This window comes from Streptomyces sp. NPDC021115 (genome assembly GCF_044333065.1).
Classification (GTDB): domain Bacteria; phylum Actinomycetota; class Actinomycetes; order Streptomycetales; family Streptomycetaceae; genus Streptomyces.
The window spans coordinates 392243-417518 of record NZ_JBIRQF010000006.1 but is presented as its reverse complement, the minus strand read 5'-3'; the positions used below and the strand labels follow the sequence as shown (position 1 = coordinate 417518).

At 72.1% G+C, this 25276-nt stretch carries 28 protein-coding genes and 2 pseudogenes; 17 read left to right on the top strand and 13 right to left on the bottom strand.

What is annotated here, in order from left to right:
• Positions 1 to 2: 2 nt before the first annotated feature.
• Both ACH4TL_RS21765 and ACH4TL_RS21760 read right to left on the bottom strand, forming a co-directional pair.
• Positions 3 to 392, bottom strand: coding sequence for a hypothetical protein (locus ACH4TL_RS21765; RefSeq protein WP_398316310.1), 390 nt, complete (start codon positions 390 to 392; stop codon positions 3 to 5).
• 203 nt (positions 393 to 595) lie between these two features.
• Positions 596 to 724 carry a hypothetical protein gene (locus ACH4TL_RS21760; protein WP_398316312.1) on the bottom strand — a complete coding sequence of 43 codons (129 nt, stop codon included), beginning with the start codon at positions 722 to 724 and terminating at the stop codon, positions 596 to 598.
• Between the two features lie 167 nt (positions 725 to 891).
• On the opposite strand from ACH4TL_RS21760, the gene ACH4TL_RS21755 reads away from it, so the two are divergent.
• Together ACH4TL_RS21755 and ACH4TL_RS21750 are read left to right on the top strand one after the other, a co-directional pair.
• The gene (locus ACH4TL_RS21755) at positions 892 to 1821 is read left to right on the top strand and encodes an oxidoreductase (RefSeq protein ID WP_398316314.1); all 930 of its coding nucleotides are present in this window, start codon (positions 892 to 894) and stop codon (positions 1819 to 1821) included.
• Between the two features lie 162 nt (positions 1822 to 1983).
• Complete coding sequence (locus ACH4TL_RS21750; RefSeq protein ID WP_398316316.1) at positions 1984 to 2778, top strand: putative protein N(5)-glutamine methyltransferase; 795 nt, start codon at positions 1984 to 1986, stop codon at positions 2776 to 2778.
• A 5-nt stretch (positions 2779 to 2783) separates the two neighbouring features.
• Here the strand turns inward: ACH4TL_RS21750 and ACH4TL_RS21745 are convergent, their stop codons facing one another.
• From ACH4TL_RS21745 to ACH4TL_RS21720, 6 genes are all read right to left on the bottom strand, one after another.
• Entirely contained in the window at positions 2784 to 3158 is a 375-nt protein-coding gene (locus ACH4TL_RS21745; protein ID WP_398316318.1) for a hypothetical protein, read from the bottom strand.
• A complete protein-coding gene (locus ACH4TL_RS21740; protein WP_398316320.1) occupies positions 3158 to 3658 on the bottom strand; it encodes a roadblock/LC7 domain-containing protein in 501 nt (166 codons plus the stop codon). The genes ACH4TL_RS21745 and ACH4TL_RS21740 overlap by 1 nt, the downstream gene beginning before the upstream one ends.
• Before the next feature lie 38 nt (positions 3659 to 3696).
• Positions 3697 to 4524, bottom strand: a complete 828-nt coding sequence (locus tag ACH4TL_RS21735) for a transcriptional regulator (RefSeq protein ID WP_398316322.1) — start codon at positions 4522 to 4524, stop codon at positions 3697 to 3699.
• Positions 4521 to 4928: a hypothetical protein gene (locus ACH4TL_RS21730; protein WP_398316324.1), complete on the bottom strand. Its 408-nt coding sequence runs from the start codon at positions 4926 to 4928 to the stop codon at positions 4521 to 4523. The genes ACH4TL_RS21735 and ACH4TL_RS21730 overlap by 4 nt, the downstream gene beginning before the upstream one ends.
• 199 nt (positions 4929 to 5127) lie before the next feature.
• Complete coding sequence (locus tag ACH4TL_RS21725; protein ID WP_398316326.1) at positions 5128 to 6477, bottom strand: MFS transporter; 1350 nt, start codon at positions 6475 to 6477, stop codon at positions 5128 to 5130.
• Between the two features lie 45 nt (positions 6478 to 6522).
• Complete coding sequence (locus ACH4TL_RS21720; protein ID WP_398316328.1) at positions 6523 to 7509, bottom strand: zinc-binding dehydrogenase; 987 nt, start codon at positions 7507 to 7509, stop codon at positions 6523 to 6525.
• Between the two features lie 252 nt (positions 7510 to 7761).
• Here ACH4TL_RS21720 and ACH4TL_RS21715 point away from each other — a divergent pair, with 252 nt between their 5' ends.
• Positions 7762 to 8553, top strand: coding sequence for an IclR family transcriptional regulator (locus tag ACH4TL_RS21715; RefSeq protein WP_398316330.1), 792 nt, complete (start codon positions 7762 to 7764; stop codon positions 8551 to 8553).
• Between the two features lie 19 nt (positions 8554 to 8572).
• On the opposite strand, the gene ACH4TL_RS21710 is transcribed toward ACH4TL_RS21715, so the two are convergent.
• Positions 8573 to 9010 (bottom strand): MarR family winged helix-turn-helix transcriptional regulator, encoded by a 438-nt coding sequence (locus ACH4TL_RS21710; protein WP_398316332.1) that lies wholly within the window; start codon positions 9008 to 9010, stop codon positions 8573 to 8575.
• A 220-nt stretch (positions 9011 to 9230) separates the two neighbouring features.
• Between ACH4TL_RS21710 and ACH4TL_RS21705 the strand changes: the two genes are divergently transcribed.
• The 10 genes from ACH4TL_RS21705 (at position 9231) to ACH4TL_RS21660 (ending at position 19228) form a co-directional block, all read left to right on the top strand.
• Positions 9231 to 10052 carry a CoA transferase subunit A gene (locus ACH4TL_RS21705; protein ID WP_398316334.1) on the top strand — a complete coding sequence of 274 codons (822 nt, stop codon included), beginning with the start codon at positions 9231 to 9233 and terminating at the stop codon, positions 10050 to 10052.
• Positions 10049 to 10837 (top strand): CoA-transferase subunit beta, encoded by a 789-nt coding sequence (locus tag ACH4TL_RS21700; RefSeq protein WP_398316336.1) that lies wholly within the window; start codon positions 10049 to 10051, stop codon positions 10835 to 10837. The genes ACH4TL_RS21705 and ACH4TL_RS21700 overlap by 4 nt, the downstream gene beginning before the upstream one ends.
• Positions 10834 to 12042 carry a thiolase family protein gene (locus ACH4TL_RS21695; protein ID WP_398316338.1) on the top strand — a complete coding sequence of 403 codons (1209 nt, stop codon included), beginning with the start codon at positions 10834 to 10836 and terminating at the stop codon, positions 12040 to 12042. Before ACH4TL_RS21700 ends, ACH4TL_RS21695 begins: the two co-directional genes overlap by 4 nt.
• A 52-nt stretch (positions 12043 to 12094) precedes the next feature.
• Positions 12095 to 12862, top strand: coding sequence for a protocatechuate 3,4-dioxygenase subunit beta (gene pcaH, locus ACH4TL_RS21690; protein WP_398316340.1), 768 nt, complete (start codon positions 12095 to 12097; stop codon positions 12860 to 12862).
• Positions 12862 to 13446 carry a protocatechuate 3,4-dioxygenase subunit alpha gene (pcaG, locus tag ACH4TL_RS21685; RefSeq protein WP_398316342.1) on the top strand — a complete coding sequence of 195 codons (585 nt, stop codon included), beginning with the start codon at positions 12862 to 12864 and terminating at the stop codon, positions 13444 to 13446. The genes pcaH and pcaG overlap by 1 nt, the downstream gene beginning before the upstream one ends.
• Positions 13433 to 14722: a 3-carboxy-cis,cis-muconate cycloisomerase gene (pcaB, locus tag ACH4TL_RS21680; RefSeq protein WP_398316344.1), complete on the top strand. Its 1290-nt coding sequence runs from the start codon at positions 13433 to 13435 to the stop codon at positions 14720 to 14722. Before pcaG ends, pcaB begins: the two co-directional genes overlap by 14 nt.
• A 189-nt stretch (positions 14723 to 14911) precedes the next feature.
• Complete coding sequence (gene pcaC, locus ACH4TL_RS21675; RefSeq protein WP_398316346.1) at positions 14912 to 16102, top strand: 4-carboxymuconolactone decarboxylase; 1191 nt, start codon at positions 14912 to 14914, stop codon at positions 16100 to 16102.
• A gap of 95 nt (positions 16103 to 16197) precedes the next feature.
• Positions 16198 to 17463 (top strand): ABC transporter substrate-binding protein, encoded by a 1266-nt coding sequence (locus ACH4TL_RS21670; RefSeq protein ID WP_398316348.1) that lies wholly within the window; start codon positions 16198 to 16200, stop codon positions 17461 to 17463.
• The gene (locus ACH4TL_RS21665) at positions 17463 to 18365 is read left to right on the top strand and encodes a carbohydrate ABC transporter permease (protein WP_398316350.1); all 903 of its coding nucleotides are present in this window, start codon (positions 17463 to 17465) and stop codon (positions 18363 to 18365) included. Before ACH4TL_RS21670 ends, ACH4TL_RS21665 begins: the two co-directional genes overlap by 1 nt.
• Complete coding sequence (locus tag ACH4TL_RS21660) at positions 18365 to 19228, top strand: carbohydrate ABC transporter permease (protein WP_398316352.1); 864 nt, start codon at positions 18365 to 18367, stop codon at positions 19226 to 19228. Before ACH4TL_RS21665 ends, ACH4TL_RS21660 begins: the two co-directional genes overlap by 1 nt.
• 211 nt (positions 19229 to 19439) lie before the next feature.
• On the opposite strand, the gene ACH4TL_RS21655 is transcribed toward ACH4TL_RS21660, so the two are convergent.
• The 3 genes from ACH4TL_RS21655 to ACH4TL_RS21645 form a co-directional block, all read right to left on the bottom strand.
• The gene (locus ACH4TL_RS21655) at positions 19440 to 19931 is read right to left on the bottom strand and encodes a hypothetical protein (RefSeq protein ID WP_398316354.1); all 492 of its coding nucleotides are present in this window, start codon (positions 19929 to 19931) and stop codon (positions 19440 to 19442) included.
• 151 nt (positions 19932 to 20082) lie between these two features.
• Entirely contained in the window at positions 20083 to 21060 is a 978-nt protein-coding gene (locus ACH4TL_RS21650; protein ID WP_398316356.1) for a helix-turn-helix domain-containing protein, read from the bottom strand.
• 185 nt (positions 21061 to 21245) lie between these two features.
• Positions 21246 to 21437 carry a hypothetical protein gene (locus ACH4TL_RS21645; RefSeq protein WP_398316792.1) on the bottom strand — a complete coding sequence of 64 codons (192 nt, stop codon included), beginning with the start codon at positions 21435 to 21437 and terminating at the stop codon, positions 21246 to 21248.
• Here ACH4TL_RS21645 and ACH4TL_RS21640 point away from each other — a divergent pair.
• The 3 genes and pseudogenes from ACH4TL_RS21640 to ACH4TL_RS21630 all read left to right on the top strand — a co-directional run bounded on the left by ACH4TL_RS21640 (position 21348) and on the right by ACH4TL_RS21630 (position 23352).
• Positions 21348 to 21670: pseudogene (locus ACH4TL_RS21640) on the top strand (hypothetical protein). The gene ACH4TL_RS21645 and the pseudogene ACH4TL_RS21640 overlap by 90 nt on opposite strands.
• A 69-nt stretch (positions 21671 to 21739) precedes the next feature.
• The gene (locus ACH4TL_RS21635; RefSeq protein WP_398316358.1) at positions 21740 to 22072 is read left to right on the top strand and encodes a hypothetical protein; all 333 of its coding nucleotides are present in this window, start codon (positions 21740 to 21742) and stop codon (positions 22070 to 22072) included.
• Between the two features lie 126 nt (positions 22073 to 22198).
• A pseudogene (locus tag ACH4TL_RS21630) lies at positions 22199 to 23352 on the top strand (MFS transporter).
• Here the strand turns inward: ACH4TL_RS21630 and ACH4TL_RS21625 are convergent.
• Positions 23237 to 23929 carry a FadR/GntR family transcriptional regulator gene (locus ACH4TL_RS21625; protein ID WP_398316362.1) on the bottom strand — a complete coding sequence of 231 codons (693 nt, stop codon included), beginning with the start codon at positions 23927 to 23929 and terminating at the stop codon, positions 23237 to 23239. The pseudogene ACH4TL_RS21630 and the gene ACH4TL_RS21625 overlap by 116 nt on opposite strands.
• A 181-nt stretch (positions 23930 to 24110) precedes the next feature.
• Here ACH4TL_RS21625 and ACH4TL_RS21620 point away from each other — a divergent pair, with 181 nt between their 5' ends.
• A complete protein-coding gene (locus ACH4TL_RS21620) occupies positions 24111 to 25262 on the top strand; it encodes an aminotransferase class V-fold PLP-dependent enzyme (protein ID WP_398316364.1) in 1152 nt (383 codons plus the stop codon).
• The last annotated feature ends 14 nt before the right edge of the window (positions 25263 to 25276 follow it).

Genomic DNA, 25276 nt, shown 5'->3' with positions numbered 1-25276 from the left:
CGTCAGGCCGGGCCCTCCCCCGCCTCCACCCGCGCCCAGCCTTCCGCGAACAGCTCGGGCAGGGTGCGGGTGGGCAGCGGAAGCTCGTCCTCCACGCGTCCGCCGTAGCGCAGCCGCAGACCCAGGAGGTCCGCCTTCCACACCTCGATCGGCTGGTAGAACTTCTTCGGCGCGGGCGCCCAGTCGCCGGGCAGGAAGAGCTGGCGCCCGGCGCGGGCCCGCTTGTCCTCGACCGCCAGCCCGCGGGCGACGAGTGCGGCGGCGGCCTCCCGGTGACGGGCGGCGGTCCAGCCGTTCCAGGTGCGGACGCCGCGGTCGGTCGGCCGGGGCAGGACCAGGAGCTGGAGATAGAGGACCGCCGGGTCGTGGTCGAGGCCCAGCTTCCCGGCCACCGACGCCACCACGCCGGAGGCCGAGGCCGCCGGTCCGTCTCGTACCGCCCGGCGGGCAGCGCCGCGGAGGCGATCCGGTCGACGATGCGGGCGCAGACCGGGCCGCGCAGCCACTCCACGGCCTCCAGCTCACGGCGGCCGATGCCGGACGCGGACGCCGCCGCTCAGCGGCTTGGCTCCGCCGGATCCCACGCGCCGCGCAGCTACGCCCCGGTCCGCTCGATGTGGCCGAGCGCCCCTGGCCGCCACATGCCCATGCCCTCGATGAGCCCCGACAGCGCGGGCACCAGCCCGTGGTCGTCCAGAGCGGCCCACGCCCGCGCGTCCGTCATCGGTCCTCCCCCGTTCGATCCCGTTCCCGGCAGATCCTCCCTCATGGGTCCGACAACGGGCCGCCCCGCGTGGGAGCGGTGGCCTCGCACCTTCGCGGCCGCGCGCTTAGGCTGTCGCTCCGAGCGTGGGCCACCGGCGCGTAACGCAGACCGCGAAGGAGCGCGTGATGAAGGGCTGGACCGCGAGCGACATCCCCGATCAGACCGGCCGCACCGCCGTGGTGACCGGCGCCAACAGCGGCCTCGGCTACGCCACCGCCCGCGAGCTGGCCCGGCACGGCGCCCACGTGGTGCTGGCCTGCCGGGACGCGGGGCGCGGCAAGGACGCCGAGGAGCGGATCCGGGCCGAGGCGCCGGGCGCGGACGTGCGGTTCGCACCGCTGGACCTGGCCGACCTGGCGTCCGTACGGAACTTCGCGTCCGAGTACAAGGGCGACCGGCTCGACCTGCTCATCAACAACGCGGGCCTGATGGCCCTCCCCTACCGCAGGACCACCGACGGCTTCGAGATGCAGTTCGGCGTCAACCACCTCGGCCACTTCGCGCTCACCGGACTGCTGCTGCCGAAGCTGCTGGCGGCCGGTCCTGGCGCCCGCGTGGTCACCGTGTCCAGCTTCATGCACCTGCTGGGCACGGTCGATCCCGCCGACCTCTCCATGCAGCGCAAGTACCGGCGTTGGGCCGCCTACGCCCGCTCCAAGAGCGCCAACCTCCTCTTCACCCACGAGCTGGCCCACCGCCTGCGTGCCACGGGCGCCCCCTTGGTGGCCGCCGCCGCCCACCCCGGCTACGCCGCGACCAACCTCATGTCCGCCGCGCCGAAGATGGAGGGCAACCGGGCGAAGGAGCGCTTCATGGCGATCGGCAACCGCTACTTCGCCCAGCCCCCGGAGCGCGGCGCCCTCCCCACCCTCTACGCGGCCACCGCTCCCGGCGTCCAGCAGGACGACTACTTCGGCCCGCCCCTCCAGGGCCTCTGGCCCGGCGCCCCCACCCACGCGGCCCGCGCCAAGTGGACCCGCAGCGACAAGGCCGCCCGCCAGCTGTGGACGGCCTCGGAACACCTCACGGGCGTCCGGTACGCGGCGCTCGGGTGACCCGCCATGATGTCGGCGCGTCGGGTAATGTGGCCGTCACCCGTACGCACCAAGGAGGTGAGACCCATCAACGCCAGTTCAGGCTGGGTGCTCTCGCCTACAGGGCCGTATGCGGCATAGCTGACCGCCGGGAGCGCCCCAGGGGCATCCCGAAAGGCTTCCATGTCGGCTTCACCTTCACTCATCAGCTTTTCCGCCGTCGTCACCAGGCTCCGCGCCGCCGGGTGCGTGTTCGCCGAGGACGAGGCGCGACTGATCCTTTCCACGGCGCGGGGTCCGGCCGAGACGGACGGCATGGTGGACCGGCGCGCCGCCGGGCTGCCGCTGGAGCACGTGCTCGGCTGGGCGGAGTTCCGGGGGTTGCGGATATCCGTGGACGCCGGGGTGTTCGTACCGCGGCGGCGCACCGAGTTCCTGGTCGAGCGGGCGGCCGCGCTGGCGCGGCCGGGCGCGGTGGTGGTCGACCTGTGCTGTGGGTCGGGTGCCCTGGGGGCCGCGCTGGTGGCGGCGCTGGGCGGGCGGGCCGAGTGGTACGCGGCCGACATCGACCCGGCCGCGGTGCGCTGCGCCCGGCGCAATGTGGAACGCGCGGGCGGCACGGTGTACGGGGGTGATCTGTACGAGCCGTTGCCCGCCGCGCTGCGCGGCCGGGTCGATGTTCTGCTGGCCAATGTGCCGTATGTGCCCACCGAGGAGGTCGGGCTGCTGCCGCCGGAGGCGCGCGTCCATGAGGCGCGGGTGGCGCTGGACGGGGGCGCGGACGGGCTCGACGTGCTGCGCCGGGTGACCGCCGGGGCGCCGGGTTGGCTGGCGCCGGGCGGCAGCCTGCTGTTCGAGACGAGCGAGGGGCAGGCGTCGCGCGCGGTCGGCATCGTCGCCGGTGACGGGCTCGTTCCGCGGGTGGCGGTGTGCGAGGAGCGGGAGGCGACGGTGGTGATCGGGACCCTCGGCGGTTGAAGTGCTCAGACCTCCAGTTCGGCCTCGATCTTTCTCAGCTGGTGGCGGGCCATCGCGAGGTTCGCGCGCCCGGCGTCCAGTACGAGGTAGAGGAAGAGGCCGTTGCCGCCGCGGCTCTTGAGCAGCCGGATCAGGTGGTACTGGGTGCTCAGGGTGATGAGGATGTCCTCGATCTCGTCGTTGAGGCCGAGGTGTTCCATGGTGCGCAGCTTGGCGCGGACGACGTCGGTGTTGCCGGCGGCCGCCACGTTCAGGTCGAAGCTCGTGCCGCCGCCGACGGTGCCCAGCGCCATTCCGCTGGTGTAGTCGACGAGCGCGGCTCCGGTGGCGCCCTCGATCGTCGAGAGCGCGTCCTTGAGTGCGGTTTCGGTGTTCGCCATCACGGTTTCCTTCGGGTTGCGGTGTGGTGCGGGGCGGCCCCGCCGGTGCGTTTGGAGGTGGGTCGTACGGGCAAGGGGGGCGGGTCGGTCGTGGCGGATGGCTGTTGCCGGGGGCGGTCGGGCTGCGGAACGCCTGCCTCCAGCAGTTCGCTGATGCGGCTGCTGGAGCGGCGTCCCTCCAGGTGCAGTCGGCCGACGTTCACCTGTCCCTCGGCCAGCAGGGTCAGCACCGCGGACGGTCCGGCGGCGTAGGTGGCCACATAGCCGTGGTCGCTGCGGACGAGGAGTTCACGGAAACCGCCCTGTCCGGTGGCGTCGGTGAGCCGTAGGGCGATGCCCAGGGCGGCCGCGGTGAGCGCGGCCACTCCCTCCGGCTCCACGCCCCGGGAGTCCTGCGCCAGCACGAGGCCGTCGACACTGGCCGCGAGCGCGCCGGTCAGTTGCGGCATGCGGGACCGGAGCCGGTGGAGTTCGTCGAGGATTTCCGCCTCGGCCGACATGAGCTTTCTCCTTTCGGCACGCTGTACGAGCGCGCGGATCACAGGCCGTCCAGTGCGTTCCTGAGCCGGCGCAGGAGGCCGAGGTCGGGACCGGCCGGGGCGTTCGCGGGCGGGGCGGGCACCGCGCCGGGCCGGGGTGGCCGCCGGGCGGGCGTCACGATCCCGGCGGCGGCGAGTCGGCGCACGTCGACGAGGGTGTGGAAGGCGGGGCGGCCCAGGAGGCGGGCGATGTCGGCCGCGGTGCGCACCCCGTCGACGTGTTCGAGGACCGCGCGCTGCCGTCGCGGCAAGCGGGCGTCGAGGGGGAGGCGGGTCCGTACGAGCGGTGCGGTGTCCGCCTCTTCCTCCGGCCAGATCCCGTGCAGCAGCTCCCGTCGGCGCACCGCCTCGCGCTGCACCGCGCCGACCGGTACGGGACGCACCGTCCCCATCCAGTGCGCGGGCCCGTACCGGAAGCGTGCCGGGCCGCCGTCCGGGCCGAGCACGAAGAACGCCGCGTCGTGCAGCGCCCCGAGATGGCACAGTTCCAGCGCGCCTTCGGGGAAGCGGCCGCTGTCCACCAGGAACCGTCCCACCCGCTGTTCGGGTCCGGCCTCGTCGAGGGCGTGCCGCCACTCCTCGGGGGACAGGGCGCCGCCCGTGGTGAGCAGCACTTCGAGATCGGGCGTGTCCGGGCTCTCCGCGTGGACCACGTGGCCGTCGGAGAGATGCAGCGTGCCCCGCTCCCGCAGGAACGAGCCGGTGGCCTTCTCGGCGGCGAGCCGGTGCAGCATGGGCGAGCCGGCCGGGGCGCCGTCGTCGGTGTCGTCGGTGATCGCGGGGCGCCGCCGGGGCAGACCGGAGGAAAGTGACCGCAACGCACTCATCCCAGCACCAGTTGCCGCGCCATCTCGCCCAGCCGGATGCGGGCCAGGGCGAGATTGCCGTCCGCGCGGCCGAGCCACAGATGCAGGAAGACACTGCTGTCGAAGGTCGTGCGGACGAACCGGAGGACGTGGTAGCTGTCGCGGTTGCTGACGATCAGATCGTCCACGGGGGTGTCACCGTCGGAGGAGTCCGACCAGTCGGAGCCGTCGGCGGGGGCGAAGGTCGGGTATTCCGCCGCCATCCGGGCGAGTTCCGCCGCCTCGGCCGCCGTGGTCTCGTGGTCGCCGCTCGACGACTCCCCGACGGTGCCCAGAGCCAGACCGCTGGTCCAGTCGACCACCGCGGCACCCCGGGCGCCGGGCAGCTTCATGACTTCCAGCAGACATTCGTCGATTCCGGGCACCGTGACATCCCTCCCCGTGTGCGTCGCATGAATATGGAGAACCTAGACTCCATATGTGGAGGAGATGTGAAGGCACAGGTAAACTTCTGTGGAACCTGTGATCAATGGGTAGCTGATGTCAACGTTCTGAGATTCCGTCACTCGCCGACAAGCCTGGCAAGGCCGACAAAACGGCGTCCGGGACCCGTGGATCGGCGGGTTACGCCTCCACGCGCTCCACCCGGTCGATGAGCAGCGCGTACGCCAGCAGCCCGACCGCGACGACGATGGCGATGTAGCCGAGCGCCCAGGTGAAGGAGCCCGTCGCGTCGACGATGAAGCCGATGACGAGCGGGGTGAGCACACCGCCCGCGTTGGCCATGAAGTTGAAGACGCCGCCACCGGTGCCGGTGAGCCGCCGCGGGACGGAGTCCGCGAACAGCGCCCAGCTGTTCTGCATCAGCCCCTGGGCGAAGAACGCGATCGACATGAAGGTGATCACGAGTGGTGCGGAGTCGGTGAAGTTCGCGCAGACGATGATCGAGGCGAGTACGAAGCCGATCATCACCGGGAGCTTGCGGGCGACCGTACGGGACCGGCCGTTGTTCAGCATCCGGTCCGACCAGGCGCCGCCCGCCAGCGTGCCGACCAGCGCCGCGAGGTAGGGCGCCGAGGCCCAGAACCCGGCCTTGATGATGCCCATCCCCTTCTCCTCCACCAGATAGCTGGGGAACCAGGTGAGGAAGAAGAAGAGGACGGAGGCGCTGGCGAACTGCCCGATGTACATGCCCCACAGCCGCTTGTCGGTGAGCAGCACCCGCAGATCGGCGCCCAGGGTGGACAGTTCCGCCTCGGCCGCCTTCTCCGCGGCGTCGGACGGCTCCCGCTCGTCGGCCTGCTGGATGTGGGCCAGCTCCTGGGCGCTGACCCTCGGGCTCTGCTCGGGACGGTCGTACACCCGGCGGAACCAGACGACGGAGAACAGCAGCCCGACCACCCCGGTGACCAGGAACACCGAACGCCAGCCGAAGTGCACGGTGAGCAGGGACAGGACGGGCGCGGCGACCGCGAGCCCGATGTACTCGCCGGAGGTGTACGTGGCGGTGGCCCGGCCGCGCTCGCTGCCCGGGAACCAGTGGACGACCAGCCGGTTGTTGGACGGGAACGCCGGTGCCTCGAAGGCGCCGAGCGCGACCCGGATGCCGACGAGCGAGCCGAAGCCGCGCGACAGGGTCACGGCGGCGGTCGCGAGCGACCAGCCGACCAGGGCGTATCCGAACGCCAGCTTGGCGCCGGCCTTGTCGATGAACCGCCCGGTGGGGATCTGGAGCAGCAGATAGGCCCAGCCGAAGGAGGAGAGCAGGATGCCCTGCTGGGTGGCGGTGAGGTGGAGGTCGTCCTTGATGTGCGGGAGGGCGACCGAAAGGTTCGTGCGGTCCAGGTAGTTGATCGCGGTGATGATGAAGAGGGAGGTGAGCAGCCCGTAGCGGGCCCGGCTGACGGCCGGGCGGGCGGAGTCGGGGACGACTGGCGGGGACGCGGCGGAGGCGGGCGTGCCGGTGGTGCTCATGGCGAGACTCCTTCGTCTCGGGGCGCGAAGAGGGGGACGGGCGGCTCAGTCGGCGGCGGTGAGCGAGATCCAGGTCTTGCCCGCCCGCTCACGGGCCCCGGCGAACGCCTCCTGCGCCCGCTCCAGCGGGAAGCACGCGTCGATCGAGGCGCCGGGCCGCACCGCGCCCGAGGCGATGTCGGCCAGGGCGGCGGTGAAGTCGCCCGGGTGGTCGTAGATGAGCGAGCCGCGGAGGGTGAGTTGGGCGCGGACGAGCTGGTTCAGGGTGAGCGGCAGCGGGTCGGCGCCCAGCCCGACCAGGACGAACGTGGCGCCCGGCGCCGTACGGCCCAGCGCGGCGCGCAGCGCGGCCTGGGCGCCGGATGACTCGAAGACGTACCCGAACCCGCCCTCGCCCTCGGCCGCCGCGCGGGCGCCGAGGGCCACGGCGTGCGCCAGGCGCAGCGGATGGGGTTCGACGACGGCCGGGCGCACGCCGACGGCCAGCAGCGCCTGGCACAGCAGCAGCCCCTGGGCGCCCGCGCCGACGACGAGGGTCTTGTCGTCGGCGGTGACGCCTCCGCGGCGTACGGCGGTACGGGCCACCGTGTACGGCTCGGCGCAGGCCAGGTCGGCGGCGTCGGCGGAGTCCGGGACCGGGTGGGCGAAGGGGGCGGGGACGGCGATGCGCTCGGCGAGGAGGCCGGGGGCGTTCAGGCCGACGATGGTGCGTTCGGCGCAGGCGGAGGTGAGCCCGCGGGCGCAGTCGGCGCACTGGAGACAGGCGTAGTTGGGCTCGATGACGACGCGGGTCCCGGGGACGGGCGCCGCTGTGGCCCGGGCGCCGACGGCGACGATCCGGCCGAAGCCCTCGTGGCCGACCACCCAGGGCAGTTCGGGGACCTGCCGTGTGCCGTCGAAGACGGCCAGGTCGGAACCGCAGACCCCCATGCCGTCGAGCTGGACGAGGACATCGTGGGGGCCGCATACGGGCTCCGGCCAGTCATCGGCGATCCGGAGGCGGCGGGGTGCGGTGAGAACGGCTGCTTTCACCGTGACTCCTGACATTGGTCCGCTGGATGGACCTTGAGGTCCGAGTGACGGTGACGATAGGACGTATGCTGAGCATCGACAAGAGGGTGCGGACGAGTATCCGCGCGGCGAGACGGGCCGCGACCCCCTGATGGTGCCCTGACGTGCCCGAACACCCGTGCCGGCACCGAAGTCGCTGGTCCGCGCAGCGGACCAGGGCCCATACTGGGGCGTCGGTGGACCAGCCGACGGACCGGCGCGAGGAGTGGCGGCATGGACAGGGACGCGGAGCCGGAGGACACGAGGTCCGGCGGAGGCAGCGGCGGCATGCGGACCGTCCAGCGGGCCATCGACGTCCTCGGTCTCTTCAGCGAGCACCGCCCCGCCCTGTCCATCCGCGAGATCGTCGAGGCCAGCGGGCTGCCGAAGACGACCGTGCTGCGCATCCTCCAGACCCTGCGCCTCAACGGGCTGCTCTGGCTCGACGAACACGGCCGCTACACCGCAGGGCCCACCTTTCTGCGCTGGGTCCGCATGGCGGACCAGGGCTGGCGGCTGCCCGCCCCCGCCCGGCGGGCCCTGCGCGAGCTGGCCGCCGAGCACCGGGAGACGGTGCATCTGTACGTACGGCGCGATGTGCACCGCGTGTGCGTCGCCCAGGAGGAGGGGCCGCAGGCGCTGCGCCACATCGTGCAGGTCGGGGACGAGCTGCCGCTGTGGGCGGGCGGCCCGTCCAAGGTCCTGCTCCTCGGCGCCGACGACGCCCTGCTGGACCGGATCGCCCAGCGCTCCCCGAACGGCCCGGCCCACGCGGAGACGCTGCGCCGCTGGGCTGCGGAGACGGCCCGTCAGGGGTACGCGGCGAGCCACGGCGAACACGAGGAGGGGCTGTCCTCGGTGGCCGTCCCCGTGCGCGGCCGGGGCGGCGACGTGGTCGCGGCCCTCTCCTTCGGCGGCCCGTCGGCGCGCTTCACCCCGGAGCGGCTGCCGAGGTTCGTGGCGTCGCTGACCGGTGCGGCCCGTACGGTGGCGGGCGGCCTGGGCGCGCTCCCCACGGAGGGGTGACCCGTAGCGGCGGCGCCCCCTACGCCCGCAGTTCCTCCGCCGCGTCCGCGACCCGCCCGATCAGCCGCAGCAGCAGCTCCCGCTCGTCCTCGTCCAGCGGCGCCAGGAACACCCGGTTCATGCGCGCCGTCCGCGTCATCAGCTTCCGGTGCAGCCGCTCGCCCTCGTCCGTCAGCTTGAGGACGTTGCGCCGACCGTCGCGCGGGTCGCGGACCCGCTCCAGCAGGCCGCGGCGGCCGAGCCGGGCGACCAGGTCGGCGATCGTGGAACGGTCGAGGTGGACGTGTTCGCTCAGGGTGCGCTGGTCGATGTCCGGCTTCTCGATCAGCGCGTTGAGCACCGCGAACTGCGGCGAGGTCGTCTCCTCGGAGACCATCGCGCCCCACAGCAGCGAATGCGCCTGCTGGAGGCGACGGGCCAGATGCCCGGGGTGTGTACTGAGATCGACCGCACCCATGCCCTGACCTCCCCGGTCCCCGCCTTTGGTACGTGTACTGAATGATTCTGCCCTGTGGAAGCACCGGTGTCGAGCAGCGGGCATTCGCCCTAGACTCCCTTGACGAGCACACCGAGCGATGGGAACGTTCGGGAACGGCAAGAAAATAGTCAGCACACTGAGCATCCCGGAAGCGAACAAGCACCCGTGTGCGAACGTGTGCGATCACCGCGGAGTGACGATGGCCGACATCCGAAGCCTGCACGACGCCGTGGCGGACCTCGTCCATGACGGGGACACCGTCGCGATGGAGGGTTTCACCCACCTGATCCCGTACGCCGCCGCGCACGAGGTCATCCGCCAGGGCATCACCGACCTCACCCTCGTCCGCATGACCCCCGACGTCGTCTACGACCAGCTCATCGGCGCCGGGCTCGTCCGCAAGCTGGTCTTCTCCTGGGGCGGGAACCCCGGCGTCGGCTCACTGCACCGCTTCCGCGACGCCGTCGAGAACGGCTGGCCCCGGCCGCTTGAGCTGGACGAGCACAGCCACGCGGGCATGGCCAACCGCTATGTGGCGGGCGCGTCCAAGCTGCCGTTCGCCGTGCTGCGCGGCTACCGCGGCAGCGACATCCCGACCCGTACGGACACCATCTCCACCGTCACCTGCCCCTTCACCGGTGAGGAACTGGCCGCCGTCGCCGCGCTCAACCCGGACGTCACGGTGATCCACGCCCAGCAGGCCGACCGCGCGGGCAACGTCCAGCTGTGGGGGCTGACCGGGGTACAGAAGGAGGCCGCGCTCGCCGCCGAGCGGGTACTGGTGACCGTCGAGGAGGTCGTGGCGGAGCTGGAGCCGCGGCCGGGCGGGATCGTCCTGCCGACCTGGGTGATCGACGCGGTGTCGGTCGTCCCCGGCGGGGCGCACCCCTCGTACGCCACCGGGTACTCGGTCCGCGACAACGCCTTCTACCAGGCGTGGGACCCGATCGCCCGGGACCGCGAGGCGTTCACGCAGTGGATCGAGGAGAACGTGCGTACCGAGAAGGCTGCCGTGCGATGACGGACAACACCGTGACCCCCACCGAAGACTTCACCCGCGACGAGCTGATGGAGGTCAACGCCGCCCGCGCGCTCGCCGGGGCCAAGACCTGCTTCGTCGGCATCGGCCTCCCCAGCACCGCCGCCAACCTCGCCCGCGCCACGGTCAACCCGGGCCTGGTCCTCATCTACGAGTCCGGCACCATCGGCTCCAAGCCCACCCGGCTCCCGCTGTCCATCGGCGACGGCGAACTCGCCGAGACCGCGGACTCCGTGGTCCCGGTCCCTGAGATGTTCAACTACTGGCTCCAGGGCGGCCGGATCGACGTCGGCTTCCTCGGCGCCGCCCAGGTCGACCGCTACGCCAACATCAACACCACCGTCGTGGACCGCGGCCCGGACAAGCCCGAGGGGCGGCTGCCCGGCGCGGGCGGCGCCCCCGAGATCGCCTCCAACTGCGGCCAGGTGCTGATGGTCCTGCGCCACACCTCCCGCAACTTCGTCCAGAAGCTCGACTTCGTGACCACGATGGGCCACGGCAGCGGCCCCGGCGACCGCACGAAGCTCGGCATGCCGGGCGCGGGCCCCGTCGCCGTCATCACCGACCTCGGCATCCTGCGCCCCGACCCGGCCACCGCCGAACTGGTGCTGACCGAGCTGCACCCGGGCGTCACCGTGGAGCGGGTGCGGGACGCCACCGGCTGGGAGCTGACCGTCGCCGACGCCGTGCACACCACCGAGCCGCCGACCCCCGACGAACTGGCGGCGCTGCGCGCGCTCAAGGCCGCCGGGAAGGAGCCCCGTTGACGACCCCCTTGCGTGACGTCTACATCGTGGACGCCGTCCGCACGCCCATCGGCAAGTACGGCGGCGCGCTCGCGGGCGTGCGCCCCGACGACCTCGCCGCCCATGTCGTCCGCGGCCTCCTCGCCCGTACCCCCGCCCTCGACCCGGCGCGCGTCGACGACGTCTACCTCGGCAACGCCAACGGCGCGGGCGAGGACAACCGCAACGTCGCCCGCATGGCCGCCCTGCTCGCCGGGCTGCCGGTCACCGTGCCCGGCGCGACAGTCAACCGGCTGTGCGCCTCCGGTCTGGAGGCCGTGCTCCAGGCCGCCCGCGCCATCGCCGTCGGCGACGCGCACATCGCGCTCGCGGGCGGCGTGGAATCCATGTCGCGCGCCCCCTGGGTGCTGCAAAAGCCGGAGCGCGCCTTCCCCGCCGGGCATCAGCAGATGTACTCCACCACCCTCGGCTGGCGCATGACCAACCCGGACATGCCGCCCGAGTGGACCGTCGCCCTCGGCGAGGGCGCCGAGCTGATCGCCGACAAGCACGGCATCACCCGCGAGGCGCAGGACGCGTTCGCGCTCGCCAGCCACGAGAAGGCGGCGCGGGCGTGGAAGGACGGCGCGTACGAGGCCGAGGTGCTGCCGTACCCGGACACCGAACTCGTCCGCGACGAAACCATCCGCGACACGACGTCGATGGAGTCGCTGGCCAAGCTGAAGCCCGCCTTCCGGCCCAAGGACACCGGCACCGTCACCGCGGGCAACGCCTCCCCGCTCAACGACGGCGCCGCCGCCCTCCTCCTCGTGGACGACGAGGGCCTGAAGGCCACCGGACGCGAGCCGCTGGCCCGCATCGGCGCCTCCGCCGTCACCGGCATCGAGCCGCAGTACTTCGGCCTCGGCCCCGTCGAGGCCGTACGCCGCGCGCTGGCCAAGGCGGGCCGCAGCTTCGCCGACCTCACCACCCTGGAGCTGAACGAGGCGTTCGCCGCCCAGGCGCTCGGCTGCCTCGCCGAATGGTCAGCCCAGGACGACGGCCTCGACCCGGAAATCGTCAACCCGCGCGGCGGCGCCATCGCCATCGGCCACCCCCTCGGCGCCTCCGGCGCCCGCCTCGCCGGAGCCGTCGCCCATCAGCTCGCCGCGGCGGGCTCGGGCACGGGCGTGGCGTCCCTGTGCATCGGCGTCGGGCAGGGCATCGCCCTCGTACTCGAGCGGTGACTCGTACCTCGTACCTCGTACCTCGTACACGAAAGGTAGGGCGCAGGCTCCCATGGCACTCACCCAGGCCGACATCGACCGCGAACTCGCCGACAGCCGCGTCGCGTACGACAAGGCGCGCGCCGACGGCGCCCCCGCCGCCGACCACCCCGCGCGCGACTTCGCCCCGTACCGCAGCAGCCTGCTGCGCCACCCCAAGCAGCCGCTGGTCGCGGTGGAGGGCGACCCCGAGACCGTCGAGCTGCACACGCCCGTCTTCGGCCACACCGACATCACCGATGTCGACAACAACTTGACCATCCAGCACCAGGGCGAACCGCTGGGCGAGCGCATCACCGTCTCCGGGCGGCTGCTGGACAGCCGCGGACGGCCGGTGCGCGGCCAGCTCATCGAGCTGTGGCAGGCCAACGCCGCCGGTCGCTACGCCCACCTCCGCGACCAGCACCCGGCCCCGCTCGACCCCAACTTCACCGGCGTCGGGCGGACGCTGACCGACGACGACGGCTCGTACCGCTTCACCACCATCAAGCCCGGCGCCTATCCGTGGCGCAACCACGAGAACGCGTGGCGCCCCGCGCACCTCCACTTCTCCCTCTTCGGCACGGCGTTCACCCAGCGCCTCATCACCCAGATGTACTTCCCCGGCGACCCGCTCTTCGCCTACGACCCGATCCTCCAGTCCGTGACGGACGACTCGGCGCGGCAGCGGCTCGTAGCCACCTACGACCACGCGCTGTCCCAGCCGGAGTGGTCGCTCGGCTACCGCTGGGACATCGTGCTGGACGGGCCGTCGGCCACCTGGATCGAGGAAGGCCGCTGATGACCCGCCTCTCCCCCACCCCCTCCCACACCGTCGGCCCCTTCTACGGCTACGCGCTCCCCTTCCCCGGCGGCGGCGACCTCGCCCCCGCGGGCCACCCCGACGCCATCACCGTCCACGGCCGCGTCCACGACGGCGAGGGCGCGCCCGTCCCGGACGCCCTGGTCGAGCTGTGGCAGGCGGGCCCGGACGGCTCCCTGTCCGGCGCGCCCGGATCGATGCGCCGCGACCCGGTGACCGGCGGCTACGCCGGGCGCAACGGCGTCGGCTTCACCGGCTTCGGCCGCATCGCCACCGACGCCGACGGCCACTGGGCGGCCCGTACGCTGCGCCCCGGCGCCCCTGTCTCCGCCGCCCCGTACATCAGCGTGTGCGTCCACGCGCGGGGGCTGCTGCACCACCTCTACACCCGGCTGTACTTCCCCGAGAACATCCAGCGGGGCGCCGCCGATCCGCTCCTCGCCGCGCTGGATCCGGCACGCCGGGAGACCCTGGTGGCGACGGCGGAGCCCCAGCCGGGGACGTACCGCTTCGACATCCGGCTACAGGGTGAGGGGGAGACGGTCTTCCTTGAGTTCCGGTAATGACGACGCGGGGCTGCTGACCCCCGTACGGGTCGGGTCGGCGGTCGAGGACGCCACGGGCGATGTGGCGTTCCTCCAGGCCATGCTCGACGCCGAGGCCGCCCTCGCCCGGGCGCTGGCCCCGGCCGACGCGGCGGCCGCGGTGACGGAAGCGGCCCGCGCCGAACTGTACGACGTGCGCGACCTCGCCCGGCGGGCCCGTTCCGGCGGCAACCCCGTCATCCCGCTGGTCGCCGACCTCACCGCGGCGGTGGTCCGTACGGATGGGGAGGCCGCGGCGTACGTCCACCGGGGCGCGACCAGCCAGGACATCCTGGACACCGCCACCATGCTGGTCGCGGCCCGCGCCCTGCCGCTGATCGTCGCCGACCTGGACCGTACGGCGGCGGAGCTGGCGCGGCTCGCCGCCACCCACCGCGCCACCCCCATGCCGGGCCGCACCCTCACCCAGCACGCCGTCCCCACGACCTTCGGCCTGAAGGCGGCGGGCTGGCGTGCGCTGGCCCTGGACGCCCGTGACCGGCTCGCGACGTTGCGTCCGGTCGCCCAACTGGGCGGTGCGGCGGGCACGCTGGCCGCCTTCGACGACGGAATCCCGCTGCTGGCCCGCTTCGCGGCGGAAACCGGGCTCGCCGAACCCGACCTGCCGTGGCACACCCTGCGCACGCCTATTGCCGACCTGGCGTCCGCGCTGGCCTTCGCGGTCGGCGCGCCGGGGAAGATGGCGGCCGACGTGCTGGTGTTGTCCCGTACGGAGATCGGCGAGGTCGCGGAGGGCGCGGGCGGCGGCTCGTCCGCGATGCCGCACAAGTCCAACCCGGTGCGCGCCACCCTCATCGCCTCCGCCGCCCGCCAGGCTCCGGGCCTCGCCGCCACCCTGTTCGGCGCGCTCGCCGCCGAGGACGAACGGCCCGGGGGCGCGTGGCACGCGGAGTGGCAGCCGCTGCGGGACCTGCTGCGGCTCGCGGGCGGCGCCGCTCGCGACGGCGCGGAACTCGCCTCCGGCCTGCGGGTCTTTCCCGACCGCATGGCCGCGAACCTGTCGCTGACGGACGGCCTGATCGTCAGCGAACGCCTCATCGCCGCGCTCGCGCCTGCGTTGGGGCGCGCGGGGGCGAAGCGGCGCCTGACGGAGGCGGCGCGCGAGGGCAAGCCCCTGTCCGAAGCCCTGTCGGACGTCCTCCCGGGGGACCGCCTCCGCGACCTGACCGACCCCACCACCTACGTAGGCGCGGCGCCCGCCCTCACGGACCGAGCCCTAGACCGCCATGCGTAACGCCTGGCGGCGAGCCTTTCCCCACCCCGCCCCTCCCCGAACCCGGGGCTCCGCCCCGGCCCCCGCTCCTCAAACGCCGGAGGGGCTGGGTTGTACGCCCGGAGGGGCCGCATGTGCACCCAGTTGTGGGCAATCGTTCCGCTGCACCAGCCGCAACCACCCGCCCCCCCCCCCCCGGAGAGCCACCCCGTGACCCACGAACTCCGTGAACTCCACACCACCCTGGACGGCCGCGACACCGCCCCACCCCTCATCCTCGGCCCCTCCCTCGGCACATCCCTGGCCGTCTGGGAGCCCCAACTCCCCGCGCTCACCCGCACGTACCGCACCCTGCGGTGGGACCTCCCCGGCCACGGCGACTCCCCAACCGGGCTGCTCCCGGACGACGGCAGCGCCAGCATCGCCGACCTCGCCACCCTCGTGCTGCACAGCGCCGACGCACACGGCTGGGACCGCTTCGCCTACGCGGGGATCTCACTCGGCGGGGCCGTCGGGCTGTATCTGGCCGCGCACCACCCCGACCGCATCGCGTCCCTCACGGTCGTCTGCTCCTCGGCGCACTTCGCCGAGCCCTCCGTCTGGCGGGAGCGGGCGAAGCTCGTACGGGAGGAGGGCACGGAGGCGATGGTGGCGACGCGGCCGGGGCTGTGGTTCTCGCAGGCGTTCGCCGAAACACCCCGTGGCCGCGCGCTGCTGGACGACCTGCGCCGGACCGACCGCGCGGGGTACGCCGCGTGCTGCGACGTCCTCGCCGACTACGACGTACGCGACGCCCTGCCGTCCATCACCGCCCCCACCCTGGTCGTGGCGGGCCGGGACGACCCGGCCACCCCTCCCCCGCACGCCCGCGAGATCGCGGACGCGATCCAGGGCGCGAGCCTGGTGGAGGTCGCCCACGCGGCCCACCTGGCAGGCGTGGAGTGCCCGGAGGCGGTGACCTCCGCGCTGGTCACCCACATCACAACGCGAGCCACGGACGACGCCTCACGGCACGCCGCCGGAATGGCCGTCCGCCGCGCCGTCCTCGGTGACGCCCACGTGGACCGCGCGGTGGCCCGTACGACCCCGTTCACCGCCCGCTTCCAGGACTTCATCACCCGCTACGCGTGGGGCGAGATCTGGACCGGGGACGGTCTGGACCGGCGGATGCGCAGCGCCATCACTCTCACCGCGCTCATCGCGCACGGCCATGACGCCGAGCTGGCGATGCACGTCCGGTCGGCGCTCACCAATGGCCTCAGCCGCGAGGAGATCGGCGAGGTGCTGCTCCAGAGCGCGATCTACTGCGGCGTCCCGGCGGCCAACTCCGCGTTCGCCACCGCCCAGCGCGTGTTCGACGAGATCGACGAGATCGACAACAAGAAAAGCAGCGGCAGTTGATATACGGCCGCAACCCATCTGTCGCATTCCCGCCGCATCGTTGATCGTTGTTCATACGGTGAGGCGGAGGCGAGGCATAGAGGGGGCGCGGCGACATGTCCATGAGCCGTAGGAGACTGCTCGGCACCGGCGGCGGGCTCGTCCTGGCCGGGGCGACGGCCGCCGGATGCGGGTCGAACACCGGGCGCGGCGGGGACGGCAAGGGCGGCAAGCCGGTGCTGTCGCAGTGGTACCACCAGTACGGCGAACCGGGCACCGAGCAGGCGGTGAAGCGGTACGCGGACGACTTCGGCGACGCACGGGTCGAGGTGCAGTGGCGGCCGGGCAACTACGACCAGCAGACGGCCGCCGCGCTGCTCACCCCGTCCGGCCCGGACGTCTTCGAGGTCAACGGCCCGACTCTGGACCAGATCCAGGGCGGGCAGGTGGTCGATCTGACGGACCTCCTCAAGGAGGCGAAGGACGACATCAACCCGGCCGTGCTCGCCCCGAAGACGTACGAGGGCAAGGTCTGGGCCATCCCGCAGGTCGTGGACATGCAGCTGCTCTACTACCGCACGAGCATGCTGAAGGACGCCGGGGTCGACCCGCCCCGCACCCTCGACGAACTGGTCGACGCGGCGAAGAAGCTGACGACGAAGAACGTCAAGGGGCTGTTCCTCGGGAACGACGGCGGCCCGGGCGTCCTCGGCGGCACACCGCTCCACGCCGCCGGTCTGGAGCTGATCACCGAGGACGGGAAGGTCGGTTTCGACGATCCGGCCGCCGCCCGCGCGCTCGGCAAGCTGCGCGAGCTGTACAAGGAGAAGTCGCTGCTGCTGGGCGCGCCGTCGGACTGGTCGGATCCGGCCGCGTTCACACAGGGGCTGACGGCCATGCAATGGTCGGGGCTGTGGGCGCTGCCGCAGGTGAGGAAGGCGCTGGGGGACGACTTCGGGGTGCTGCCGTTCCCCGCGGAGGGCACGCACGGGCAGCCCGCGGTGCCGGTGGGGGCGTACGGGGCGGCGGTGAGCGCCCGCAGCAGGCACAAGGAGCTGGCGAAGGCGTACGTGAAGTGGCTGTGGGTGGAGAAGACGGAGTACCAGGAGGACTTCGCGCTCACCTACGGCTTCCACATCCCGGCCCGGATGTCGCTCGCGCAGAAGGCCACCAAGCTGCGGCAGGGCGCGGCGGCCGAAGCGGTGCGGTTCGCGAACGAGCACGGCCACGCCGAGCCGCTGCTGTGGACACCGGCGAGCAAGGTCGCGTACCAGGACGCGCTGAGCCGCATCATCAAGGGCGGCGCGAACCCGGAGAGCGAGCTGCGGACGGTGGTCCGCAAGACGGCGGCGGAGCTGCGGCGCGTACAGAAGAAGAGCTGATGCGGGGCAATCAGGGCCGCACGCTCTGGTTCTGGGTGTTCGTCGGCCCGTTCGTCCTCGGTCTGACCCTCTTCACGTACGTCCCCCTCGTCTGGAGCGCCTACCTCAGCTTCTTCGACGCGCACAACACGGTCACGCCGACCCGCTTCGTCGGGCTGGACAACTACGCGGCGATGCTGCGCGACGACGCGTTCACCGGCAGCCTGGTGACGTTCCTGGTCTTCACGGCGTTCATCGTCCCGGCGACGTACGTCCTCTCGCTCGCCCTCGCGCTGATGGTGAACCGGCTGCCCCGCGCGCAGGCGTTCTTCCGGTCGGTGTTCTTCCTGCCGGTCGCGTGCAGCTATGTGGTGGCGGCGCTGATCTGGAAGATGTCGATCTTCAACGGGGTGCGGTTCGGGCTGGCCAACACGGTGCTCGACTGGTTCGGCGCCGACCAGATCGCCTGGCTGTCGACCACGGACCCGCCCTGGTACTGGCTGGTGATCGTCACCGTGCGGCTCTGGCTCCAGGCGGGCTTCTACATGGTGCTGTTCCTGGCCGGGCTCCAGCGCGTCTCGCCGCGGCTGTACGAGGCGGCCGCCGTGGACGGGGCCCGGCCGGGGTGGCAGGTGTTCCGGCACATCACCTTTCCGCAGCTGCGGGCGACCTCGGTCGCGGTGGTGCTGCTGCTGGTGATCAACGCGTTCCAGGCGTTCGACGAGTTCTACAACCTGCTGGCCGACTCGCGCGGCTATCCGCCGTACGCCCGCCCGCCGCTGGTCTACCTCTACTACACGGCGCTCGGACAGGGGCAGAATCTGGGCCTCGGCAGCGCGGGCGCGGTGATCCTGGCGCTGATCATCGCAGTGGTGACGGTGATCCAGGCACGCTGGTTCGGCCTGTCCCGCAAGGAGGACTGATGCGCCCCCGCCACGACACGCGAGACGTACGGGACGCCCTGGTCGGCGTAGGACGCGCGGTGCGACTCGTCCTGCTGATCGCCCTCGCGCTGCTGTTCCTGATCCCGTTCTATCTCCTCGTCCGCAACGGCCTGTCCAGCGAGGCGGACATCACCTCGCCCGGCTGGACGTTCTTCCCCGAGGAGCTGCACTGGTCGAACGTCACCGAGCTGTTCGACGACCCCAATGTGCCGATGGCGCACGCGCTGCTCAACTCCTCCCTGATCGCCGTCCTCACCACCCTCGGCACCGTGCTGCTCGCGTCGCTGGCCGGGTACGGGCTGGCCCGCATCCCGTACCGCTACTCCGACGCCGTCTTCTACTGGATCCTGGGCACCCTGATGGTCCCGGCCGCGGTCACCTTCGTCCCCAGCTTCGTGCTGGTCAGCTCGCTGGGCTGGATCTCCACGCTGCGTGGTCTCGTCGTACCGACGCTGTTCAGCGCGGTCGCGGCGTTCATCTTCCGCCAGTACTTCCTGGGCTTCCCGAGGGAGCTGGAGGACGCGGCGCGGGTGGACGGGCTCGGCTACTGGCGTACGTACTGGCAGGTCGTGGTGCCGAACGCGCGGCCGGTCTTCGCCGCGGTCGGCACGATCGTCTTCATCGGCGCCTGGAACGCGTTCCTGTGGCCGCTGGTCATCGGCCAGGACCGGGAGGCGTGGACGGTCCAGGTCGCGCTGTCGACGTTCACCACCGCCCAGAGCGTCAATCTGCACGAGCTGTTCGTGGCGGCCGCGGTGTCGATCGTGCCGCTGCTGGTCGTCTTCCTCGTCCTCCAGCGCCACATCGTCGCGGGCGTGGAGCGCACCGGCATCGACGACTGATCAGGATGTCAAGCGGCGAACCCGGCAAGCCGGTCCGCGGTGCCGAACTCGCCCCTGGCATGGCGCCACCGCGAGCGCACTGAGCACACCCTGCACACCCCGGGCCCGCCCGGTGCGCCGAAGTGGGGACCGGATTGCCGGATGCCGCCCTTGCCTCGGCTGCCGAGGTCACGTCCGGCGGGAGTAGCAATGAAGCTTGGATAGCATCTGCTCAGCTGTGCAGGCGCTGATGGAGTAGAGCGCGCGCACGCAATTCGTCGCTGCCGAGGATGACGCCGCAAGGCGAAGTCGGCTGGAACCCCTCAGGCAGAGGCAACAGCGAATCGACGGTGATACCTGGCCGACTAGCGGTCGGCCGAGGCAACAGGACCCGGGTCATCGGGCTGTGGGAGCGCTGGCGGAAGAGCAGGTTGAAGCTGTGCCACCAGGCGACCGGCGTGATGCCCCATCGCGACGTGCGGCAAATCCTTGTTGATCTGCTATCACCGCGGATGTCCTGGCGTCGGCGTTCTGCGTCTTCCCACGCCTGACCCTGTTGTGCCTCTTTCACCAAGCGCCGGTATCCCCTGCGGCGCTTGCGCTTTCCCCTGGCTTCGATGGATTCCTGACGGCTGCGCGCGGAAGGGGTAATGGCTCGGTCGCTGCCGATCAACTTCCCCTGTCCGGGAAACGGCCTATGGGCGGCTATCGAAGTCTGGGGCATGCCTATCAGTTCCTTGCATTCCGAGGAAGCACAGGGAGCCTCGCTGGGCCTGATGACCTGGCCAAGCGATGTGTTGCCGAGCATCCCCAGAATGCCGAGGTGTGGCAGTTGCTGTCGTTAGTACGGAGTCCACACCTCTTTGGCAACGCGTCTACTTCCCGGGGCGGCAGGTTGCATCCCGGTACTCCTTGGGCGGCATGCCATATGCGGTGCGGAAGCTACGGGTGAAGTCGGCTGCACGCGGGAAACCCCACCGCGCGGCAACGACGCCGATGGGCGTGGCGCGCAGCGCCGCATCGGCGAGGTCACGTCGAGCGCGCTCCAAGCGCAGACGACGGATCCACGCCGCGACGGTCTCCTCTTCCTGCTCGAAGAGACGGTGAAGGTAGCTGAGGGAAATGTGGTGCGCTGCCGCGATCACGGACGGCGTCAGCTCCGCATCGTGCAGGTTTCGCTGAACATATGACCGAATCTGCAGGACCAGGGTCCGTCGGCGGGATTCGGGTGGAAGCGAGCTGTCGGTGTCCAGAACGTGAGCGAGAAGCGCGGACAGTAGGTCGGCAGCCACCATTCCCAGCCTGGGACCGTCGGCAGCTCGAAAGGAACCGGGATCGTCGGCTACGCGCGTCACGAACTGCGCGAGCAGAGCACCGACGCCCTCACGGCCGGACAGCTTGTGCAGGATCGCCCGATCAGCTTTGTCCCGGGGCAACGGTACCAACACCTTAGGCACCTCCAGGCCCACCACAGTGGTGATCTGTTCCTGGCTCGCCCGGACCTCAAAGGGCCGCGATGAGTCGCTGGAGTGAAAGTCGTACGGACCATACGTAGCTTCGCTGCCGTTCCGGATAGCTCCGCCGTGCCCATGCAGAATGAGTGAGAGGTGAAAGGTTTCGGGGTCGGACTGTCTGATCAGCTTCGGTGTCCGCCGAAAGACCAGCGGCTGGAAAGTCGCTGGCCAGACCGACACTTCGCCGAGCTCGATGAGTCGCTGCTGCGCCTGGTAGTCCGCCGCGAAGTCGCTGCTCAAGTCCATGGGGGCGTGGGTTCGACTCATCAGCTCACGCCAGTAATCGAAGCGATCCGCAACTGCCAGGTCCTCACTTCGGAACACTTGCTCGATTAGCATTCCCGTCCCCGCCTCCTCTCGAGTTTTCCAACAGCTTGCTCCTCACCGACCATCACCATCGAGCCCATTCGCGACGGTTCAGGGCGCATCGAAGCGCGCGGGGCGCGTGGCTCGTGCGCAACTGCGCGGGCTCGCGATCAGCATGGCCGGACGACCATGCTGCGTTTTTCGGTGCGAGCGCCAGATCAGCCGATGAGCGCTCCCGAGGAGCCATCGGCGAAGGGCCCGGGCCCGGCCAGGTCGACGGCTGCCTTCAGGAGCAGGCGGAGGGCTCCGTCGCTGCCGAGGTGCTGCGGGAGCGGTACGCCCGCAGGCTGCCCGCCCGGCTCGGCGACCTGGCCGGGCGGGCGCACGGCACGGTGCAACTGCCGCTGCACGTGGCTGGTCGGGGCTGACCCGGTTCGATCTCGACCGGCCACGGTCGCGGATGAGCACGTACCGCACCGTGCTGACCGAAGGACAGCACGACGACCTCATCACCCTGCTGGACCGGGACCTCCTGGTCGCCCAGTGGCCCGTGCTGCGCACGCTGATCAGCCGCGCCGTCCGAGACGTATGGGAAGCCGCGTTCGCCGAGCTGGCCGCCGCCCGCCCGGCAGCCGCAGCGTGAACCTCAGCGACCTTCACCGCCGGCTCCTGGCCGACGTCCACCCCGGACGGGGAAGACGGAACCGCGGGAGTGCACCGGCAGACCGACGCCGCCGAGTGGCACGACCCCGCCACCGGCTACCGCCGCCGCCAGATCACCAGTCCGCACTTCCCGGCAGAGGTCGCCGAGATCCATCTGCCCCCTGGGGCGCGCGTGCCGTATCCGGCCGCGGCCTTCGCTTTCATCCGTCAGATCGTCTGGGTCCTCGACGGCCATCTGACCTTCCACGACGGCGACAGCGTCCACGAACTCGACGCCGGAGACACCCTCGAACTCGGCCGGCCCACCGAGCGCGTCTTCGTCAACACCACCGACGCCGAGTGCCGCTACGCCGTCATCCTCACCCGCGGCACGACACCGTGACCCGCGCCCTCCCCCGCGGCGGCACGCTCCTCCTCGCCTGCATAGCCGGAATGGCGATCGCGAACAACTACGCCATACCAGCCGGCGCTCACCGCGGTCGCCGACGGCCTCGGCGTTCCGCTCTCCGTGGCCGGTCTCGTCCCGACCGCCGCGCTCGCGGGCTGCTTGACCGGGTTCGCCCTCCTGCTCCCCCTCACCGACCACATCGCCCCCAACCGCCTGGTCACCGCGCAGCTCATCGCCCTGGCCACCGCCCTCGCGCTCGCCGCGGCGGCACCCGGAGCGATCGCGCTCCTGACCGCCTACCTGCTCATCGGCGCAGCCGCCAGTGTCGCGGCCCAGGCCGGCAGCATCGCGGGCCGCCACGCCCCGCCCGGGCGCCGCGGAGCCGACGTCGCCACCGTGGCCGCCGGAATGTCGGCCGGCATCCTGCTCGGCCGCCTGGCCGGAGGAACCCTGGCCACCACCCTCGGGTGGCGGCGGATGCTCCTCGTCTTCGCCGCCCTCGCCCTGCTCGGCGCGGTCGCCGCCACGGCGATCCTGCCCCGGCAGCGGCCACAGCCCCACCTCGGCTACCGCGCCGCCCTCGCCGCGCTTCCCCGCTGCTGCGCCACCACCCACCGCTTCGCCGCGCGGTGACCACCGGCGGGCTGTGGTACTTCGCCTTCAACCTCATCTGGGTCGCCCTCGCCCTCGCCCTGGCCCGGCCGCCCCACTCCCTCGATCCGGCCGCCATCGGCCTGTACAGCCTGGCCGGACTCCTCGGCCTCGCCACGCTCCCGCTCACCGGGCGCGTCACCGACCGGTACACCCCGCACACCGCGATCACCGTCGGCATGCTGACCGCCGCGGCCGGAACCACCCTCCTGGCCACCGGCCTCGACACCCCGCCGGTCACCGCACTCGGGCTCGCCCTCTTCGACGCCGGTTGCTTCGCCGCCCAAGCCGCCAACCAGAGCCGGGTCATCGCCCTCGGCCCGCAACGCTCGGGCAGCCTCAGCAGCGTCTACCTGGTGCTGTACTTCACGATCGGCGCCATCGGCGCCGCCCTCGCGGCGCCCCTGCTCAACACCCTCGGCTGGCACGGCACCGCCCTCACCGCCCTGGCCGCGCTCCTCGTCGCCACCGCCCTCGGAAACAGCTTCCGCGCCGCGCTACGACGCGTTACACGGCCGCGTCCGGCCGGGGTCCGTAGCGCCGCAGCCAGACCTCGGTCTGCGACAGATGGGCGGTCGCGGCCGCGGCTGCGCCCGACGGGTCGCGTGCGGCAACGGCGTTGATCAGCGCCTCGTGACCGAGGTCGCTGGCCAGCCGGATGGTGTCGGCCTCGGGAGCGCCGTAGATGCTGTAGTGGCTGCCGCGTGCGCGCAGGATGTCGATGAGCGCGGCCAGCGCCTCGTTGCCACCCGCCGCGCAGAGCGTCGCGTGGAACTCCCGGTCCAGCGCGTGCCGTTCGGCCTCGTCGTCGGAGTCCGCCAGCCGCTTCTGCACCTCCCGCAGGCGGGCCACGACCTGCTCGTCGCCGCGGGCCGCGGCGAGTGCGGCGGCCTGGGCCTCCAGGGGGCGGCGCACGTCGAACAGCTCCAGCAGCCCGTCCAGCGGGAGGACGTCGACGGTCGCGGCGAACCCGGCCAGCATCTGCCCGGGGCGCAGCGCCGAGACGAAGGTGCCCGCGCCGTGACGGGACTCCAGCATGCCGAGGGCGGCGAGCGCGCGCACGGCCTCGCGGAGCGAGCCGCGGGAGACGCCGAGCCGGGCGCACAGCTCGGGCTCGGCGGGGAGCTGTGAGCCGGGGGCCAGCTCGCCGCGGGCGATCATGCCGCGCAGTCCGTCGGCCGCCGCGTTGGTCGCCGCCATCAGCCTCACTCTTCCCCTAGTCATCTGATGACTCGATGTCATCACGCGATGCCGTTACTGCCATTTTACGCGTGAGCCCTGTTCATTGCGGATTTCCGCCTCTACGGTTCTCCGCAGCGCAACCGAAGTCATCGGACAACTAGAGACCGATGATTGCGCCGAGGCTCGCTGGAAGGAGCTTATGTCTCGTATGACTGGGCTGTCGCACTGGACCCTGGACCCCTCGGTCCGCCACCTCAACCACGGGTCGTTCGGTGCCGTCCCGCGCGTCGTCCTCGCCCGGCAGCAGGCGCTGCGCGCGGAGATGGAGACCAATCCGGACGCCTGGTTCCGCGTGCTCCCGGAGCGGGTGGGCGAGGCGCGGGCCGCCCTGGCGCGCTGGCTGCGGGTTCCGGCGGAGGCCACCGCGCTGGTGCCGAACGCGAGCGCCGGGGTGAGCACCGTACTGGCCTGCCTCGCCCTGCCCCGCGACAGCGAGGTGCTGGTCACCGACCACGCGTACGGCGCGGTCGCGATGGGCGTGGCCCGGGCCGCCGCCCGGGCCGGAGCCCGGACGCGTACGCTCCACATCCCGCTCACCGCGACCGCCGACGAGATCGCGGCCGTCTTCGCCGCCGCGCTCACCCCGGCCACCTCCCTCGTCGTGGTCGACCAGATCACCTCGGCCACCGCCCGGCTCTTCCCCGTCGCCGAGATCACCCGGCTCGCCCACGCCGCCGGGGCGAAGGTCCTGGTGGACGGCGCGCACGCGCCCGGAATGCTGGCCGATCCGGTCGGCGCGTCGGGGGACGCCGACTTCTGGGTGGGCAATCTGCACAAGTGGTGCTGCGCCCCGCGCGGTACGGCGGCGCTGGTCGCGCGCGGTCCGGACGCCCAGGAGCTGTGGCCGCTCACCGACTCGTGGGGCGCGCCCCATCCGTTCCCGCGCCGCTTCGACGAGCAGGGCACTGTCGACCTCACCGCGTGGCTCGCGGCGCCGAGCGCGCTGGAGTTCATCGAGGAGACGTACGGCTGGGACACGGCCCGGGCCGGGATGACGAAGCTCGCCGAGGTGGCGCAGGGCCTCCTCGCGGACGCCCTGGGCGCGGACCTGTCCGAGGTGGCGGGCGCCCCGGCGCCCGCGATGCGGCTGGTCCCGCTGCCCGCCGGAGTGGCCGCCGACCACGAGGCGTCCCATGCGGTCCAGCGCCACATCGCGGCCGTGACCGGCTGCGAGACCGCCGTCACCTCGTGGGACAGCCGCGGCTTCCTGCGGCTGTCCGCCCACGTCTACAACACCGTCGCCGACTACGAGCACCTGGCCGAACGCCTCCCGGACTGTCTTACGGCCTAGGAGGTGAGCAGAAA